Here is a 1,614-nt window from a genome sequence, read left to right as displayed (position 1 = left end):
GGGGGTGCGGACAATAACTTGGACTACTTGGAGGTAGTTCATGTATTCATACGAAGAGCGAATTCGAGCCGTCAAGCTCTATATCAAGCTCGGCAAACGCACTGGCCCGACGATTCGGCAGTTGGGCTACCCAACAAAGAATTCACTCAAGGGCTGGCATCGAGAGTACGAACGGGATCGGGATTTACAGGTGGGATACGCCCGTTCTAGGAAGAAGTACGCCGCGCAACAAATACAGGTGGCAGTTCAGCATTACCTTGATCATGATCGTTGTATCGCATCCACCCTGAGGGCACTGGGATACCCATGCAGGGCGCTGCTCACGGACTGGATCGATGAACTGCACCCGCAGATTCGTCGACGTATGGTAGGGCGTGCACCGAATGTTCAGCACCCACCGGAGATAAAGAATGCCGCAGTGGTTGAGCTTTGCACCAGGACGACCAATGCGCAGACCATTGCCCAATCAGTAGGTGTGTGCAGGCCGACGTTGTACAACTGGAAGAATCAACTACTTGGTCGGGATACATCTGCATCTATGAAGCGACATAACGATTCAGGGTCAGCTCCAAAGCAAAAAGATCTCACGGAATTGCAGCAGCACGTAGCGCTTCTTGAACGTGACATCCGACGCTTGCAGCTTGAACACGACCTCTTAAAGAAGGCCAATGAACTGTTAAAAAAAGGCCTGGGCGTCGCCCCGCAACTCCTGAGCAATCGGGAGAAGACCCTGCTGGTTGACGCCCTGAAGAACACCTACACACTTGCAGAGTTGCTGGCTGAACTGGAATTAGCCCGTAGCTCCTACTTCTATCACTGCGCCCGGCTAAGGAGTCCAGACAAATACGCTGACGCTCGGGCTGCCATTACCGATGTCTTCCAGAGCAATCACCGTTGCTACGGTTACAGGCGAATGCGTGCAGCACTTGGGCGGCGCCATCTGCATATCTCCGAGAAAGTCGTGCAACGCTTGATGAAGCAGGAATGCTTGGTCGTTGCCGCCAATAAAAGGCGTCGGTACGGGTCTTACCTTGGCGAAATCAGCCCTGCGCCAGAGAATCTCATCAACCGGGACTTCCAGGCTACCACCCCGAACGAGAAGTGGCTGACCGATATTACGGAGTTCCATATCCCGGCTGGGAAGGTGTATCTATCGCCCGTGATTGACTGCTTCGATGGCCTGGTAGTCAGCTGGACCATTGGCACGCGTCCAGACTCCGACCTGGTGAACACGATGTTGGACGCTGCCATTGAGACGGTAGCCAGCAGCAAAAGCAGACCTGTCATTCACTCTGATCGTGGTGCTCACTATCGCTGGCCGGGCTGGCTCTCACGGGTGCGCAACGCAAAGCTGATTCGTTCGATGTCGCGCAAAGGATGTTCACCGGATAACGCAGCCTGTGAGGGCTTCTTCGGGCGATTGAAAACAGAGATGTTCTATCCTCGGAACTGGCAGGACATCACGATTGAGCAATTCATCCAGATCGTTGACTCTTACATCCGCTGGTATAACGAAAAGCGCATCAAGATGTCCCTTGGCTCACTCAGTCCCATCGAATACCGGGCGAGCCTCGGAATAACGGCATAAACCAGTCCAAGTTTTACGCCGCACCC

General features: G+C 53.9%; 1 protein-coding gene. It reads left to right on the top strand.

Features of this window, described 5'->3' with window-relative positions; translation table 11 throughout:
* Positions 1-40: 40 nt before the first annotated feature.
* Positions 41-1,588, top strand: a complete 1,548-nt coding sequence (locus tag AC07R0_RS25675) for an IS3 family transposase (RefSeq protein WP_495107026.1) — start codon at positions 41-43, stop codon at positions 1,586-1,588.
* Positions 1,589-1,614: the final 26 nt, after the last annotated feature.

It is taken from the genome of Rhodoferax sp. GW821-FHT07F03, assembly GCF_059418745.1.
Note: the sequence above shows the minus strand (reverse complement) of the source record. Positions and strands in the feature narration are given on the sequence as shown.

Excerpts from the sequence above, each read along its gene's own strand:
- AC07R0_RS25675 (WP_495107026.1), top strand. The coding sequence starts at position 41 with ATGTATTCATACGAAGAGCGAATTCGAGCCGTCAAGCTCTATATCAAG.